The sequence below is a fragment of the Mycolicibacter sinensis genome (assembly GCF_001667945.1).
In the GTDB taxonomy this organism is placed as follows: Bacteria; Actinomycetota; Actinomycetes; order Mycobacteriales; family Mycobacteriaceae; genus Mycobacterium; species Mycobacterium sinense_B.
Window position 1 is genome coordinate 1 of record NZ_LZJK01000027.1, and the last position, 13,678, is coordinate 13,678.

At 67.8% G+C, this 13,678-nt stretch carries 19 protein-coding genes; 12 read left to right on the forward strand and 7 right to left on the reverse strand.

What is annotated here, in order from left to right; translation table 11 throughout:
• The coding region (locus A5694_RS02385; RefSeq protein WP_165605179.1) for an acyl-CoA thioesterase domain-containing protein at positions 1-502 on the reverse strand (502 nt) is incomplete at its 3' end.
• Positions 499-1,302, reverse strand: a complete 804-nt coding sequence (locus tag A5694_RS02390; RefSeq protein ID WP_082952471.1) for a RecB family exonuclease — start codon at positions 1,300-1,302, stop codon at positions 499-501. The genes A5694_RS02390 and A5694_RS02385, both read right to left, overlap by 4 nt.
• A gap of 66 nt (positions 1,303-1,368) precedes the next feature.
• Here A5694_RS02390 and A5694_RS02395 point away from each other — a divergent pair, with 66 nt between their 5' ends.
• Both A5694_RS02395 and A5694_RS02400 read left to right on the forward strand, forming a co-directional pair.
• Positions 1,369-2,202 (forward strand): tRNA (adenine-N1)-methyltransferase, encoded by an 834-nt coding sequence (locus tag A5694_RS02395; protein WP_064920252.1) that lies wholly within the window; start codon positions 1,369-1,371, stop codon positions 2,200-2,202.
• A gap of 21 nt (positions 2,203-2,223) precedes the next feature.
• Complete coding sequence (locus A5694_RS02400) at positions 2,224-2,556, forward strand: YbaB/EbfC family nucleoid-associated protein (protein WP_064920253.1); 333 nt, start codon at positions 2,224-2,226, stop codon at positions 2,554-2,556.
• Between the two features lie 3 nt (positions 2,557-2,559).
• Here A5694_RS02400 and A5694_RS02405 read toward each other — a convergent pair whose 3' ends face one another.
• Entirely contained in the window at positions 2,560-2,997 is a 438-nt protein-coding gene (locus tag A5694_RS02405; RefSeq protein WP_064920254.1) for a hypothetical protein, read from the reverse strand.
• Between the two features lie 77 nt (positions 2,998-3,074).
• Between A5694_RS02405 and A5694_RS02410 the strand changes: the two genes are divergently transcribed.
• The 5 genes from A5694_RS02410 to A5694_RS02430 are packed head-to-tail and all read left to right on the forward strand — an operon-like array spanning position 3,075 to position 6,852.
• A complete protein-coding gene (locus A5694_RS02410; protein ID WP_064920255.1) occupies positions 3,075-3,404 on the forward strand; it encodes a WXG100 family type VII secretion target in 330 nt (109 codons plus the stop codon).
• A gap of 2 nt (positions 3,405-3,406) precedes the next feature.
• Complete coding sequence (locus A5694_RS02415; RefSeq protein ID WP_064920256.1) at positions 3,407-3,697, forward strand: WXG100 family type VII secretion target; 291 nt, start codon at positions 3,407-3,409, stop codon at positions 3,695-3,697.
• A 16-nt stretch (positions 3,698-3,713) separates the two neighbouring features.
• Positions 3,714-5,024: a putative toxin gene (locus A5694_RS02420; protein WP_064920257.1), complete on the forward strand. Its 1,311-nt coding sequence runs from the start codon at positions 3,714-3,716 to the stop codon at positions 5,022-5,024.
• A gap of 44 nt (positions 5,025-5,068) precedes the next feature.
• Entirely contained in the window at positions 5,069-5,656 is a 588-nt protein-coding gene (locus tag A5694_RS02425; RefSeq protein WP_125224982.1) for a hypothetical protein, read from the forward strand.
• Between the two features lie 26 nt (positions 5,657-5,682).
• Positions 5,683-6,852, forward strand: coding sequence for a hypothetical protein (locus A5694_RS02430; protein WP_064920259.1), 1,170 nt, complete (start codon positions 5,683-5,685; stop codon positions 6,850-6,852).
• 19 nt (positions 6,853-6,871) lie between these two features.
• On the opposite strand, the gene A5694_RS02435 is transcribed toward A5694_RS02430, so the two are convergent.
• From A5694_RS02435 to A5694_RS02445, 3 genes are read right to left on the reverse strand one after another with little or no spacing between them, the layout of a single operon-like run.
• A complete protein-coding gene (locus A5694_RS02435) occupies positions 6,872-7,165 on the reverse strand; it encodes a DUF503 domain-containing protein (RefSeq protein WP_064920260.1) in 294 nt (97 codons plus the stop codon).
• A 2-nt stretch (positions 7,166-7,167) separates the two neighbouring features.
• Entirely contained in the window at positions 7,168-7,704 is a 537-nt protein-coding gene (locus A5694_RS02440) for a hypothetical protein (RefSeq protein WP_064920261.1), read from the reverse strand.
• A gap of 10 nt (positions 7,705-7,714) precedes the next feature.
• Positions 7,715-8,212 carry a hypothetical protein gene (locus A5694_RS02445; RefSeq protein WP_064920262.1) on the reverse strand — a complete coding sequence of 166 codons (498 nt, stop codon included), beginning with the start codon at positions 8,210-8,212 and terminating at the stop codon, positions 7,715-7,717.
• A gap of 156 nt (positions 8,213-8,368) precedes the next feature.
• On the opposite strand from A5694_RS02445, the gene arc reads away from it, so the two are divergent.
• Positions 8,369-10,192: a proteasome ATPase gene (gene arc / locus A5694_RS02450; RefSeq protein ID WP_064920297.1), complete on the forward strand. Its 1,824-nt coding sequence runs from the start codon at positions 8,369-8,371 to the stop codon at positions 10,190-10,192.
• Positions 10,193-10,201: 9 nt separating this feature from the next.
• On the opposite strand, the gene A5694_RS02455 is transcribed toward arc, so the two are convergent.
• Positions 10,202-10,609, reverse strand: a complete 408-nt coding sequence (locus tag A5694_RS02455) for a hypothetical protein (protein WP_064920263.1) — start codon at positions 10,607-10,609, stop codon at positions 10,202-10,204.
• A 113-nt stretch (positions 10,610-10,722) separates the two neighbouring features.
• Here A5694_RS02455 and A5694_RS02460 point away from each other — a divergent pair, with 113 nt between their 5' ends.
• The 4 genes from A5694_RS02460 to dop all read left to right on the forward strand — a co-directional run bounded on the left by A5694_RS02460 (position 10,723) and on the right by dop (position 13,650).
• On the forward strand, positions 10,723-11,343 hold the full coding sequence (locus A5694_RS02460; protein WP_234786330.1) for a TetR/AcrR family transcriptional regulator: 621 nt from the start codon (positions 10,723-10,725) through the stop codon (positions 11,341-11,343).
• A gap of 56 nt (positions 11,344-11,399) precedes the next feature.
• On the forward strand, positions 11,400-11,654 hold the full coding sequence (locus A5694_RS02465) for an AbrB/MazE/SpoVT family DNA-binding domain-containing protein (RefSeq protein ID WP_064920264.1): 255 nt from the start codon (positions 11,400-11,402) through the stop codon (positions 11,652-11,654).
• The gene (locus A5694_RS02470) at positions 11,651-12,079 is read left to right on the forward strand and encodes a PIN domain-containing protein (RefSeq protein ID WP_064920265.1); all 429 of its coding nucleotides are present in this window, start codon (positions 11,651-11,653) and stop codon (positions 12,077-12,079) included. The genes A5694_RS02465 and A5694_RS02470 overlap by 4 nt, the downstream gene beginning before the upstream one ends.
• Positions 12,080-12,141: 62 nt before the next feature.
• The gene (gene dop / locus A5694_RS02475; protein WP_064920266.1) at positions 12,142-13,650 is read left to right on the forward strand and encodes a depupylase/deamidase Dop; all 1,509 of its coding nucleotides are present in this window, start codon (positions 12,142-12,144) and stop codon (positions 13,648-13,650) included.
• Positions 13,651-13,678: the final 28 nt, after the last annotated feature.

Here is a 13,678-nt window from a genome sequence, read left to right on the forward strand (position 1 = left end):
CCTGCGGACTCAGCCAGGACACCGCGGCGCCGTCGGGGGAGTCCGGCTGCATGCGCCAATCCACCGACTGGGCGTAGCCGCTGGCCCGGGTGAACCAGTCCGGCGGTGGCAGCGCCGGCCCCTCGCTCAGGCTCGGATGCCGGTCGGCGGCCACCGCGGCGGTGTCCGCGGTCGCCAGCGCCCAGGCGCTCAGCCGCGCCACCGGCCGGTCATCGTCGGTGGCGTGCATTTCGGCTTCCAGCAGGCAGATCCGCCGTCCGGGCCGCTGCACCCGGGCCGCTACCCGCACCGGGGCCACCGGTATCGCCCCCAGGATGTCCAGGCTCAGCCGGGCGATCCGCTGACCCGATCCGGCGAGCAGCCGCTCGATCTCGCGCGTGAGCAACGCCAGCGGCGGTGAACCGTGCTGCAGGTGCGCTCCCCAGTTGCTGCGGGTGAGATCGGTGGAGTCGTAGACCCCCGGGCCGGAGCCCTGCGCCCGCCGGTAATAGCTGGCGTTCATGCTGCGCTCTCCGCCGGCCAGCCGGGATAGGCGGGCGGGGTGCCGCCGAACGCCGGGCACAGCGCACGGTGGGCGCACCAGTCGCACAACCGCGACGGTTTGGCGCGGAAGTCTCCTGTGGCGCCGGCGGTCTGGATCGCGCGCCAGATCGCGATCAGGGTCTTCTCGAACCGCAGCAACTCGTCATGGCCGGGGGAGTAGTCCAGCAGCTGCCCGTCGGCCAAATAGATCAGCCGCAGCTGCGCGGGCACCACCCCGCGAGATCGCAGCAGCGCCACCGCGTAGAACTTCATCTGGAACAGCGCCTTGGCTTCCGCCGACACGCGGGCCTTCGACGGCGCTCGGCCGGTCTTGTAGTCGACCACCCGCAGCGTCCCGGAGCCGGCGACGTCGATGCGGTCGACGAAACCGCGCAGCAGGGTCCCGTCGGCCAGCTCGACCTCGACGCGCTGCTCGCAGCTCTGCGGATCGAAGCGGCGCGGATCCTCCAGCCGGTAGTAGCCGGACAGGAGCTTGCGGGCCTCGGCGAGCAGCTTGCCGGTGTCCAGACCCTCACCCAGGCCCGGCTCGGCGCCGATCAGCTCGTCCCAGGACGGGGCGATCAGATCCTGGGCCGCCTCGGGGCCGCGCTGCGGCGCCGGCAGCGCGAAGAGCCGCTCCAGCGCAGCGTGCACCACCGAGCCGCGCAACTGTGCCGCCGACGGCGGCTCGGGCAGCCGGTCGATCGCCCGGAAGCGGTACAGCAGCGGGCACTGCTTGAAGTCGGCCGCGCGTGAGGGGGACAACGCCGGCTTGCTCATACCCGGGAACCTTACGGGCATGCGCCGACAGCCCGCGCAGCACAGCCTTGCGTAGGGTTAACGGCTGTGTCGGAATCCGGGATCTTTCAAGCGGGCGATCGGGCTCAGTTCACCGACGCCAAGGGCCGCCGCTACACCACGGTGCTGGCCCCCGGCGGTGACTTCCACACCCATCGCGGCGCGATCCCGCACGACGAGGTGATCGGGCTGCCGGACGGCAGCGTGGTCAAGTCCGCCAACGGTGAACCGTTCCTGGTGCTGCGCCCGCTGCTGGTCGACTACGTGATGTCGATGCCGCGCGGAGCTCAGGTGATCTACCCCAAGGACTCCGCGCAGATCATCCACGAGGGCGACATCTTCCCCGGGGCCCGGGTGCTGGAAGCCGGCGCCGGCTCCGGCGCGCTGACGCTGTCGTTGCTGCGGGCCGTCGGGCCGGAGGGCCGGGTGATCTCCTACGAGCTGCGCGACGACCACGCCGAGCATGCCCGCCGCAACGTCGAGTCCTTCCTCGGGTCCCTGCCGGACAATTGGCAATTGGTGATGGGCGATGTCGCCGACTGCGATATGGACGCCGGGTCGATCGACCGGGTGGTGCTGGACATGCTGGCGCCGTGGGACGTGGTCGACACCGTGTCGCGGGTGCTGATTCCCGGTGGGGTGCTGGTGATCTATGTCGCCACCGTCACCCAGCTCTCGCAGGTGGTCGAGGCGCTGCGCGAGCAGCAGTGCTGGACCGAGCCGCGGGCGTGGGAGACGCTGCAGCGCGGCTGGAACGTCGTCGGCCTGGCGGTACGCCCGCAGCATGCGATGCGCGGCCACACCGCCTTTCTGATCACCGCCCGCCGGCTGGCACCCGGCACGGTGGCCCCGACCCGGCGGGGACGCAAACGCCCGGTGTGAGCGGCGGGTTAGGTTGGCACTGTGCTGCCTGATCCCGAGGTCGCCCGCGTAGTCGCGCAGTTGCGCGCTGTGCGGTCTCTGCTGGAACGCGCCAGCGAGCAGTCGGGCAAATACCTGTTCGTCGCGACCGATTCTGCGGGCACCGTCGAGGCGAGCGTCAACGCCCAGCGTCGCCTCGTTGACCTGCGCATCCTCGATGATCGGATTATGAACCTCGGAGCCCACGACGTCACCGAACGGATCAACGAGGCAATGTGGGCGGCAAGCGATTTCGCGGCGGTGTCGGCGGACCAGGATCTGTCCGAGCTGGAGCAGCAGATCGCTGCGGCCCTCACCGAATCCGACGAGACGTGAAGCTCACGCGCCCCAAATGCGTGGGCTCATCGCGTGCGCCGAGGGTGATTCCAGCTCCGCGGCGCCGTCGGCGCCGATCGTGTACGGAAAGATCAGTCCGATCGCCGCGCCCTCACGGTGTTCGACGCTGATCTCGATCCCGTCGCAGCGACGCTCGGTCAACGTGACGTTCAAGGCGACCGCGGCGGCCCGCAAGCTGTCCTTGACCTCGGTTACCGCTCGCCAGTGCGCCGCCAGTTGTTCGACGACCGTCAACTCGGCCGACGTCGGGTAGTTGGGCGCGATCACCTCGCGGTCGCCGTCAACCGATACCGCCAGCGCGAACGGCAGGAACTCACCGCTGGCCGCAATGCTTTCCAGGGCGAAATCGACCGCGGCATCGGCGAGTCCGTCAAGGTCCGCCTGCGCCTGTTCGGTCACGGTGTCGCGCCAGCTCGGCATCGGCTGATTGCCTCCTTGTCAGATCGACCTCAACGGTAACCTGTCAGCACGGCATCGGTTGAGGGCGGCGGGTAGGCATGGCAGACATCATCCGGGTACAGGTCGAAGCACTGGCTGTCCAGTCCAAGAACGCCACTAACGCTGCCGAGGAGATCGGGCAGCGGCTGGGCGGGCTGCGCACCCGGATGGACAGCCTGGCGAGCACCTGGACCGGCGGCACGGCGGCCCCGGCGTATCTGGACGTCTGGGCGGAAATCAGCGAAGAGTGCCGCAGTATGATCGAGGATCTGGGCTGGATCGGGAAGTCACTGGCGGCCGCAGCCTCGGCTTACGGCCAGATGGAGCAAGCCGCGGTGCAGGCGTTCAACGAGGTGAGCCGCTCGGTCCCCGGCAACAGCGGGCTCTGATCATGGTACGGCGCACCGTCAGCGAAGAGGAGCTGCTCGATGCGGCCGACGCGATGCGGCAGTTCTGCGGGGTCATGAAGCACCGGCTCGACGCGGTGGCGGAGGGGCTCAACGGCTTGCAGCACGACTGGGCGGGCATCGCCTTCGACGCCTTCCTCGACACGGTGCACGGCTGGCAGCGCTGGGCCGACGATATGAACGAGCTGGTGTCCGCCATGCAGCGCAACGCCCAGATCGCCCATCACAACTACACCCACAACGCGCAGGTCAACACCGCCATGTGGGGCGGTTAGCCAACGGAGCCGTGGCGTGAGCACTGATGTCGATCCCGAACTGTTCTACGACGCTGCCGTGGTCTATAAACAGGACAGTGACACCGCCGCCGCGGCCCTGGGAAAGCTTGGCGGGGTGGATACTTCCAACGCGGCCGGCAGCAACGGGGTCGGGCCGCAGTGGGCGACGGCGTACGATTCCGCGGCCGACGGTGCCGGGGAAGTGGCGTATCGGCTGGTCAACGTGTTTCACAACCTGGGCAACCTATTGCGCCAGAACGGAATCAACCACGACCAGACCGAGGAAGCATCAACGCTGAACCGGCAGAACGAGTTCGGTGATCCGATCCCTCCGGCCGGGGAGACCGCCGGCACGTTCTTGGGTGCGGCGGTGGATCTGGGCACCGTCAAAGGTGGCGACGACCCCGAGCCGCCGCACTGGGATCTGGTGCGCGACCGGATCACCGACGGCTGGCCCAACGGTCATCCGGATCGGCTGTGGGCGGCTTCGTCGGGGTGGACCACTTTCGGACATGACCTGGTGGCGGTCGATGATCAGGCCAGCCCGCAGGAACTTGCGCTGATCACCGGGGTGGACGCCGCCGAGATCGGTGTGGTGACGGCCCGGATGAACGAAGCCAGAGTCCTCAACACCGACGTGGCCGGCGCCTGCGGCGACCTGGCGCGGGCGTCCAAAGGCTACGGCGACAAGATGGAAACCACCAAGTTCGGTATGAAGCTGCTGGTGGCAGAACTGTATGCACTCAAGCAAACCCTCGATGAGCCGTATTTGTGGCCCTTCCGCAGCTCGGTCATGAAGGTAGCCACCAATATGGCGGTCACCACCATCAACAACCTCAACACCGCGCTGCGGACCACCGCCGCGACGACGATGCTTGATCTGGGCGCGGCGTCTCTGTCGATGAGCACGGCGCTGCCGGCGGCGAAGACGCTGCTGGATCTGGTGCCGCGCCGGGTAGACCCGACGCCGGCCGAGCGGGTCAACGACAACCGGCGCAAGGGCTCTCGGGCCGAACAACGGGCGGGGATCGACCCCAAGAAAAAGCGGCCGATCCGGGTCACGGTTCCAGAGACCGGCCAAGTCCGAACTCGCATCCCCGACGAAATCGATGACGAAAACCATGTGATGCGCGAGGTCAAGAACGTCAAGAAGTTGAGCGCTACCCAGCAGCTCCGGGACATGGCTCAGTGGGCGCAGGAGAACGGATACAAGATGGTGATCGTCGTCGACAAGGGACGAACCGACGTCGGCAATGTAGAACGGACCCTGGAAGAGAAATATCCAGGATTGGATGTGGTGATCGACGAGAGCATAAACCTGTCATGAAGTACGGACCCGACCCGGAAACGTGGCCCGAGTACCGCCGGGCGATGAAGGACGAGCTCGACGCGGCGGGTATTCCAGAGGACACCGTGTGGGAGTTGGTGAACTCGCCGACCGACTATCCGCAAGCGGTGGCGATCATGGTGGACTGGCTGCAACATCTCGACGAACGTGTCCCGCCGGGCGAACCGCGCAAGGCGATGCGGTTAGGACTCATGCGTAATCTGATCACCAAGCACGCCAAGGGGAATCGCGATGCTGTGGAAATTCTTTTTCACCAGTTCGATATCGAGCCGGCGCTGAGCAATTTGGAACTGGAGGTCGCCGGCTTTGCATTGGCGGAAGCCTGCGACCGTTCCGATTTCGAGCGCGTGGCCGAGTTGATCCTGTCCGACAAGGTTTTTTCCACAAAAGGAGTGCTGGTGCGGTGGCTGGGTCAGTTCAAAACCGAGGAGGCCAAGCGGATTGTGGTCAGCCAGTTGGCCGATCCGGCTACCCGGACTGATGCGATGGCAGCGCTGGTTCGTCAGCGGGCTACGGGCGTGCGTGAGGCCGTCGCGGTATATCTCGATGACGAGCACGAGGTATGGCGCAAACTGGCCGCCAAAACCCTGGCCAAGCTGCCCGACGGCTAGTTGCCGCGAGGTTAGCGTCGATCGCAATGTCCTACGACTTCACGGTGTATGCCGCCGACCACATCGGCGCCGACGGACTGAACGCCCTGGTCGAATCCATCCCGGGCCTGTCGGTCGGTGATGGCGGTGGCGGTGAGATCAGCGTGCTGCGCGGCAAACGGCGGAACTACTCGTTCACCGTGTTCGGGCCCCACCGCATCGAACCCGAAGATCTGCCCGACGACGTCGTTCCGCTCGTTCTCGATCCGACGACCAGCTGGCAGGTCATCGTCGAGGGCAGCACTCCCACCGAGATCGCGCCGGCGTGCCGCTTCGCCAAGGCCCTCGCACACGCCGCGCGCGGGGTGGCGGTCGACGAGCAAACCGAGGATGTCCTGGGCGCCAAGAAATCGCGTCAAATACCCCGTCCCACCACGGAATTCGTCCGACTGCTCGAACTGGAGTGGTACTCGCCGGCGTCGGCGCCCCCGGCCCCGGCGCTCTGGCTGGAACTGGCCAAAAAGCTCTTCCCCGAAGCTCTGCCGCGACGCTACGGTGGATATGAGCCCTATCCCTACCGGCTGGATCGCGACGGCGAAGGCCCGTTCATCACCGAGTTCGGCCGCTTCGGCGAGCGGTACGAATCGCAGACGTTCCTCGCCAGCAGCCCGTGCCGCTCGGGTGGCCTGTTCGCCCCGCCGTGGGGCGGCTACCTCCTCGACCGTCTGCAAATGCTGGCCGCGCCGCTCGACGATCCGCGGTGGCGCAACACCGTCCGGCGTTTCTTCGTCACCTATGCGCGCCGCCGCGGCAGCGTCCTCGCGGTCGCCGAAGTGCTGCGTAACCACAGGTTGAGTGGTCCACCCGACCCCGGCCGCGACCAGCACGGCTCCCTGCGCGCGGCCGACGGCATTCTGGGCCTGCCGGCCAATCCGGTCTGGCTGACCTGGCTGGGCAACGACTACCTGCCACTGGTCGGCGCTCACCTACCGCCGGAACACACCACCTACTACCCCGAGGGCGCCCTGTACGCCCCAACCGACGAACCCACCGACCGGGGTCAACTCGCCGCACTGCCCGACCCCATCCCCGCCCAACTGCGGGTCACCGCCATTCCCTCGCCGTACGGCCCGGCCAACACGCCGAAGAACGACCCGGCGCCGATCCGGTTGCAGGGCGATGAATGCGAGGTCCCGGCCGATCAGACCGGGGACTGAATCGGCCAGCGGCACACCCTCAGTCGTCGCTGCGGCTCAACCTGCGGCGCACCGACAGCAGCTCGATCTCCGGTCGGGCGGCCACCACGCGCTCGGCGGCGTCGAGCACCTCCACCAGATGACCGCGCTCGCCGGATACGACGGAAACCCCGATACCGGCGCGCCGATGCAGATCGGCCGAATCCGTCTCCGCCGCTGAGACATTGAACTTGCGTCGCAACTCCGCGACGATCGGGCGCACCACCGACCGCTTCTGCTTGAGCGAATGCACGTCCCCGAGCAGCAGGTCGAACTCCAACCAGCCGATCCACATGGCTAGGGCGCCGGAGGTGCGGCGGGCGCTGGGGAGCCGGCGTGCGCCTTGCCGAACGCCAGCAGCGTCTTGGCGGTCTCCTGGGACAACTGCCAGGCCCCGTCGTGCGGCGTGAACTCCATCGGGAAGGTGAACGCGCCGGTGTCGGGATTGGCGGTGTTGGCGGTGACGTCGGCGGTCACATTGCCCGGGTGGCGATCCGACCAGGTCAGTCCGGCGGCGTCGAAATTCAGCGGCAGGTATCCGCCGTCTCGCAGCGCGGTGGCGAACTTGTCGATGGTTGCGCCGTCGCTGGGTTTGGCGCCCTCGATCAGGGTCACCTTGTCTGCGCCGGGAACGTCCGGGTCGGCCAGCCGGTAGAGCACGTCGGTCAGGGCTTCCGGTGCCGGCATCGCCGAAACCGGTGCAAGCACCGTCGTCGTCGACGGCGGCGACGGCACCTCAGCAGCCGGCTCGGCCGCCTGCCGGTGGTCGGCGCAGCCCGACAACGCCAGCACCGCCGCCAGGGCGGTGCTCAACGCGAGGCGCTGCCGGGACATCCAGACGTGATCAGTTCGACGAGGTCATCTGCGACAGCGTCATCAGCGACGTCTTGGACAGCTTCCAGCCGCCCTGGTCCACGAACATCAGGTTGACCGAGCGCGGCTCCATCCTCGGCCCGGAGGCGGTGACATCGGCCGTGGCGGCACCGGGGCCGGCCGGGGCGATGTTGGCCACACTGATCGCCAGCGGGAACTTGCCGTTCGCGGCGGCCTTGGCCATCTTGCGGTCCATCAGGCTGCTCTCGACGGGGCCGAGGCCACCCTCGATGAGGTGGGACTTGCCGGCGGCGGGGATACCGGGGTCGGCGAGGGTGTTGAGCACGTCGGTCAACTGTTCCGGGGCGGGCACGTCAACTGCCGGGTCCAGCGGCAGGGGCGCGAAGAACACCGTCACCGGAGCCTGGGCGGCAGCGGGAGCAACGGTTGCCAGGCAGCTCACAGCCGTGCCCGCGGCGCCGATCAGTGCGGCCGCTGCAACACCTGTGGCTAGGGATTTCACGCTCACTGAAGTCCTTTCGATCACCCGATTCCGGAAACCAGGCTAACAGCGTTTCTCGGTGTGTCGGATTGCCACTGTGCGCGCGAATGCACAATGGCCGGTAGCGTTGAGGTATTGGTCGCTTCAACTTCCAGTTCGGGAAAGGAGCGCAACATGGACAACATGGGAGAGCCAGGGCGTTCAGAGGCCTTCGACGCGTCCAGGGGGCCGGGCATGCCCGACGATGACCTGGCCGAGCTGGAGGAGCTGCGCCGCGAGGCTGCAGTGCTGCGCGAGCAGCTGGACAACACACCGCAGGACAGCGCGCGGGTCGGGCGCGACGTGCGGCAGCTCGAAGCGCACATCGACTCGCTGACCGCGCGCAATTCCAAGCTGATGGACACCCTCAAAGACGCACGGCAGCAGCTGCTGGCCCTGCGTGAAGAGGTGGACCGGCTGGGGCAGCCGCCCAGTGGCTACGGGGTACTGCTGGGCAGCCACGACGACGAGACCGTCGACGTGTTCACCTCCGGGCGCCGGATGCGGCTGAACATCTCGCCGAACATTGACGTCTCGGTGCTGAAAAAGGGCCAGACGGTGCGGCTCAACGAGGCCCTGACCGTGGTCGAGGCCACCGCCTTCGAAGCGGTCGGCGAGATTTCAACGCTGCGCGAGGTGCTCGCCGACGGCCACCGGGCCCTGGTGGTGGGCCACGCCGACGAGGAGCGCATCGTGTGGCTGGCCGAGCCCCTGGTCGCCGAGGACCTGCCCGAGCGCGACCCGGACGCCATGTCGGATGACCGGCGCCCCCGCAAGCTGCGCCCCGGCGACTCCCTGCTGGTCGACACCAAGGCCGGCTACGCCTTCGAGCGCATCCCGAAGGCCGAGGTCGAAGACCTGGTGCTCGAGGAGGTGCCCGACGTCAGCTACGGCGACATCGGGGGCCTGGGCCGCCAGATCGAGCAGATCCGCGACGCCGTGGAACTGCCCTTCCTGCACAAGGAGCTGTACCGGGAGTACGCGCTGCGCCCGCCCAAAGGTGTGCTGCTCTACGGGCCGCCCGGCTGCGGTAAGACGCTGATCGCCAAGGCGGTCGCCAACTCGCTGGCCAAGAAGATGGCCGAGGTGCGCGGCGACGACGCCCACGAGGCCAAGTCGTACTTCCTCAACATCAAGGGCCCCGAGCTGCTGAACAAGTTCGTCGGCGAGACCGAACGTCACATCCGGCTGATCTTCCAGCGGGCCCGGGAGAAGGCCTCCGAAGGCACGCCGGTGATCGTGTTCTTCGACGAGATGGACTCGATCTTCCGCACCCGCGGCACCGGTGTCTCCTCGGACGTGGAGACGACGGTGGTTCCCCAGCTGCTCAGCGAGATCGACGGCGTGGAGGGGCTGGAGAACGTCATCGTGATCGGCGCCTCCAACCGGGAGGACATGATCGACCCGGCGATCCTGCGGCCCGGCCGCCTCGACGTCAAGATCAAGATCGAGCGCCCGGACGCCGAAGCCGCCCAGGACATCTTCTCCAAGTACCTCACCGAGAGCCTGCCGGTGCACGCCGACGATCTGGCCGAGTTCGGCGGGGACCGCGCGGCCTGCATCAAGGCGATGATCGAGAAGGTCGTCGACCGGATGTACGCCGAGATCGACGACAACCGGTTCCTAGAGGTCACCTACGCCAACGGTGACAAAGAGGTCATGTACTTCAAGGACTTCAACTCCGGGGCGATGATCCAGAACGTCGTCGACCGGGCGAAGAAGAACGCGATCAAGTCGGTGCTGGAGACCGGCCAGCCGGGGCTGCGCATCCAGCACCTGCTGGACTCGATCGTCGACGAGTTCGCTGAGAACGAGGACCTGCCCAACACCACCAATCCCGATGACTGGGCACGGATCTCGGGCAAGAAGGGCGAACGGATCGTCTACATCCGCACCCTGGTCACCGGCAAGAGCTCCAGCGCCAGCCGGGCGATTGACACCGAGTCGAACCTGGGCCAGTACCTGTAATCGCGGGATCTACCGGAGCTGTTCGGTTGCGACTTTGGTCGCGCCGATCGCCGCATAGGTCCCGGTCAGCGCGACCATGCTCAGTGCCGCGCGCAGCGGCAGGTCGCGGCGCACCAGGTGGCCGACGCCATTGACGGTGTCGGTGGTGTCGACCACCAGGGCGAGCCGCTTCCAGCGATGCCGTTCCGCGGCGCCGCTGGTGAGGTAACCCAGGCCCATCGCGAATGCCCGCGCACCGTAGATCCGGGTCATGTAGGTCAGTTCGGGGGACGGGGTGACTCCGAGGACCTTGGCGAATCCCCGCGGTGCGGCCAGTGAGATGCCGGCGAGGATCACCCGGCCGAGTGCCATCAGGCTCAGGGCGCTGGTGCGACTCTCGGTGACGTCCTGACCAGTCGCTGCCGTCGTTGTTGCCACTGCGAACCTCCTTCGCCTACCGCTTCGCGCAACTGACTGACCGTCAGTCATGCTACCGTAGCTGTGGGCTTACGCGGCTGTCAACGCGATCGACTCGGGAGGGAGGTGCCTTGGTGCAGCGCGGATCTGGGCGGCGGCGCACGACGCTGCCCGCGGCACAACGGGAACGCCAGCTGCTGGAGGTGACCCGGGCACTGTTGTTGGCCGACGGGCCGACTGAGTTGACGGTGGATAAAGTCACCGCCGCCGCGCAGGTCGCCAAGGGCACGTTCTACCTGTATTTCGACTCCAAAGATCACCTGCTGGCCAAGCTGTGGGCCGACTATCTCGACAGCTTCCTGGCCACCGTGCAAGGCCAGCTCGCCACCGCGACGCCCACCGCGCCCGATTGGCCGGCGGCGTTAGATGCGTTGATCGAGCAGATGATTCGCTACGACATCGCCAACGCGGCCCTGCACCGCGCGGTGTTCTCCCAAGCCTCCGGCGACGGATTGCGCCAGCTGCGGCTGGCCGATTCGAACGTCATCACGCTGCTGGCCGACGCCATCGCAGCCGCGGTGGACGCCGGGGCCGTCACCGTGGCCGACCCGCCCACCACGGCCGCACTGTTGTACTACGCCGTCGACGGTCTGCTGAACGCTGCGTACCTGGGCGATACCGAACCGGATGCCGACGCCATCATCGCCGCGGCCCAGGAGATGGCCCACCGGACCCTACGTACCGCCCGGGCCTGATGCATGGTGAGCGACGCTGAACATACTATGTTGGGGGCATTTCGTATGATGACTGTATGGACGCCGTTCAAGCGAAACTGACTCGCAACGGACAGATGTCGCTCCCCGCGGAGCTGCGGCATCGCTGGGCAAGCGGCTCAGTCCTGGTGATCGATCGGGGCGACTACGCGATCGTGCGCCCGATCCCGGCCGAACCGCTGCAGCAGTTGCGCGGTGCGCATGCCGGGCCCGGGCCGAGCCTCGAACAGGCGCGGGCCGCCGAACGTGCCAGCGAGGCCGAGCACGAAAACCGGGGCGCCGCCGACCGATGATCGTGCTGGACGCCTACGCGGTGCTGGCCTACCTACGCGACGAGCCCGCCGCCGGCGCCGTGGCCGAACTCCTGGCGGGACCGACGCTGCTGAGCGCAGTCAACGCCGCCGAGGTGCTCGATCAGCTGGTGCGGGTCTACGGGCGCGACGCCGACGATGTGCACGCCGATCTGGCGTTGTTGGCCCACACCGGGATGCAGCTCGACGCGGTGTCAGCAGAGATCGGAATGCTGGCGGGACGCCTGCGGGCGCGCCACTACCACCGCGTGCGGATGCCGGTCAGTCTCGCCGACTGTGTGGCTGCGGCAGCCGCGTTATCGGCCAACCGGCCGCTGGCAACCGCCGATCCACCGCTGGCGCAACTCGTCCGCGCCGAGGGCGGCGAGGTTCGCGCACTGCCCGACTCCCGGGGGCAACTGCCGTGACTCCCTGTCGACCGGGACCAGCGCCCGCGTTGCGACTGACCGCCTCGCCTAGGCTCTAACTCATGCAACGGATCATCGGGACGGAAGTCGAGTACGGCATCGCTTCACCGTCGGATCCGACCGCCAACCCGATCCTGACCTCCACGCAGGCGGTGCTGGCCTATGCCGCGGCGGCCGGCATCCCGCGCGCCAAGCGCACCCGGTGGGACTACGAGGTGGAGTCCCCGCTGCGCGATGCCCGCGGCTTCGACCTGAGCCGCTCATCCGGGCCACCGCCGATCATCGACGCCGACGAGGTCGGTGCCGCCAACATGATCTTGACCAACGGGGCGCGGCTCTACGTCGACCATGCCCACCCGGAGTACTCCGCGCCCGAGGTCACCGACCCGATGGACGCGGTGATCTGGGACAAGGCCGGCGAGCGGGTGATGGAGGCCGCCGCCCGCCATGTGGCCAGCGTGCCGGGCGCGGCCAAACTGCAGCTGTACAAGAACAACATCGACAACAAGGGCGCCTCCTACGGCACCCACGAGAACTACCTGATGAGCCGGCAGACCCCGTTCTCGGCGATCATCGCCGGGCTGACCCCGTTCTTCGTGTCCCGCCAGGTGATCTGCGGGTCCGGCCGGGTCGGACTGGGACCGGCCGGCGACGAGCCGGGCTTTCAGCTCTCCCAGCGCGCCGACTACATCGAGGTCGAGGTCGGCCTGGAGACCACGCTCAAACGCGGCATCATCAACACCCGCGATGAGCCGCACGCCGACGCCGACAAGTACCGCCGGCTGCACGTCATCATCGGCGACGCCAACCTGGCCGAGACATCGACGTATCTCAAGCTTGGTACCACCGCGCTGGTGCTCGACCTCGTCGAGGAGGGGCCCGAGCACGGCATCGACCTGAGTGATCTGACCCTGGCCCGCCCGGTGCGCGCCGTGCACGTGATCAGCCGCGACCCGACGCTGCGGGCCACCGTGGCGCTGGCCGACGGCCGCGAGATGACCGGCCTTGCGCTGCAACGGATCTACCTCGACCGGGTGGCCAAGCTGGTCGACGCCCGCGATCCGGATCCGCGCGCCAACCACATCATGGAGACCTGGGCGCGGGTGCTCGACCAGCTCGAACGCGACCCGATGGAGTGCGCCGACCTGCTGGACTGGCCGGCCAAGCTGCGCCTGCTGGAAGGCTTCCGGCAGCGGGAGAACCTCAGCTGGTCGGCGCCGCGGCTGCACCTGATCGATCTGCAGTACTCCGACGTCCGCCTCGACAAGGGCCTCTACAACCGGCTGGTCGCCCGCGGCTCCATGCAGCGGCTGATCACCGAGCAGCAGGTGCTCGACGCGGTGGACAACCCCCCGACCGACACCCGCGCCTACTTCCGCGGCGAGTGCCTGCGCCGGTTCGGCGCCGATATCGCCGCGGCCAGCTGGGACTCGGTGATCTTCGACCTGGGCGGGGAGTCGCTGGTGCGGATCCCTACCCTGGAGCCGCTGCGCGGCAGCAAGGCCCACGTCGGGGCGCTGCTGGACTCGGTGGACAGCGCCGCTGAGCTGGTCGAACAACTCACCACCTAAGCCCGCCAGCAACACCGGCATCGACCGG

Bases quoted from the DNA above. Each gene is read 5' to 3' on its own strand.
- A5694_RS02390 (WP_082952471.1), bottom strand. From the start codon at position 1,302: ATGAGCAAGCCGGCGTTGTCCCCCTCACGCGCGGCCGACTTCAAGCAG.
- A5694_RS02405 (WP_064920254.1), bottom strand. From the start codon at position 2,997: ATGCCGAGCTGGCGCGACACCGTGACCGAACAGGCGCAGGCGGACCTT.
- A5694_RS02410 (WP_064920255.1), top strand. From the start codon at position 3,075: ATGGCAGACATCATCCGGGTACAGGTCGAAGCACTGGCTGTCCAGTCC.
- A5694_RS02415 (WP_064920256.1), top strand. From the start codon at position 3,407: ATGGTACGGCGCACCGTCAGCGAAGAGGAGCTGCTCGATGCGGCCGAC.
- A5694_RS02425 (WP_125224982.1), top strand. From the start codon at position 5,069: ATGAAGGACGAGCTCGACGCGGCGGGTATTCCAGAGGACACCGTGTGG.
- A5694_RS02430 (WP_064920259.1), top strand. From the start codon at position 5,683: ATGTCCTACGACTTCACGGTGTATGCCGCCGACCACATCGGCGCCGAC.
- A5694_RS02435 (WP_064920260.1), bottom strand. From the start codon at position 7,165: ATGTGGATCGGCTGGTTGGAGTTCGACCTGCTGCTCGGGGACGTGCAT.
- A5694_RS02440 (WP_064920261.1), bottom strand. From the start codon at position 7,704: ATGTCCCGGCAGCGCCTCGCGTTGAGCACCGCCCTGGCGGCGGTGCTG.
- arc (WP_064920297.1), top strand. From the start codon at position 8,369: ATGGGAGAGCCAGGGCGTTCAGAGGCCTTCGACGCGTCCAGGGGGCCG.
- A5694_RS02465 (WP_064920264.1), top strand. From the start codon at position 11,400: ATGGACGCCGTTCAAGCGAAACTGACTCGCAACGGACAGATGTCGCTC.
- A5694_RS02470 (WP_064920265.1), top strand. From the start codon at position 11,651: ATGATCGTGCTGGACGCCTACGCGGTGCTGGCCTACCTACGCGACGAG.
- dop (WP_064920266.1), top strand. From the start codon at position 12,142: ATGCAACGGATCATCGGGACGGAAGTCGAGTACGGCATCGCTTCACCG.